A 771-nucleotide genomic window follows, 5' to 3' on the forward strand; every position below is an offset into this window, starting at 1 on the left:
CGACAGCGGCACGGTGCGCTTCGACGCGGTGCGCCTGGACGACGAGGAACTGCTGCAGGTCCCCGGCCAGGGACCGACGCCGCGCGCCACGCTGCGCTCCCAGATCGCGCAGCTGATCATGGCGCAGCTCTACCTGGGCCTGGCGGAAGGCGCCTTCGACGAGGCGCGCCGCTACACCGCGACGCGCGCCCGGCCGTGGTCCGCCTCCGGCGTGGCCCGCGCGGTCGACGATCCGCTGGTGCAGCACCGCTACGGGGACCTGTGGTTGAAGGTTCGCGCGGCGCAGGCCGTCGCGGCCGATGCGGTCGACCTGCTGCGCCGCGCGCTGGAGCGCGGCGAGGCGCTGACGGCGCAGGAGCGGGGCGAGGTCGCGCTCGCCGTCGCCGAGGCCAAGGTGCTGGCGCATCGCGCCAGCGTCGAGGTGGGCAGCCAGCTGTTCGAGTTGACCGGCGCGCGCAGCACCGCCGCCGAGTTCGGCCTCGACCGCTTCTGGCGCAACGCGCGGGTGCACACGCTGCACGACCCGGTCGACTACAAGCTGCGCGACCTCGGCCGCTTCTTCCTCGACGGCCGGATTCCCGATCCGACGGCCTACTCCTGATCGAGATGCCCATGAGCGAGCCGCTGATCCGCCTCGACGGCGTGTCCAAGTCCTTCGCGCTGCCGGACGGCCGGCGCTTCGAGGCCGTGCGCGAGGCCAGCCTGTCGGTGCACGCCGGCGAGGTCCTCGGCCTGATCGGCCGCAGCGGCGCCGGCAAGTCGACGCTGCTG

General features: G+C 74.1%; 2 protein-coding genes. Both read left to right on the plus strand.

What is annotated here, in order from left to right; translation table 11 throughout:
- The coding region (locus tag FUT87_RS27190) for an acyl-CoA dehydrogenase family protein (RefSeq protein WP_255512070.1) at positions 1–601 on the plus strand (601 nt) is incomplete at its 5' end.
- Between the two features lie 11 nt (positions 602–612).
- Positions 613–771 (plus strand): ATP-binding cassette domain-containing protein (locus tag FUT87_RS27195; RefSeq protein WP_147242992.1); only part of this gene is annotated, 159 nt, incomplete at its 3' end.

Source organism: Mitsuaria sp. TWR114 (assembly GCF_007997345.1).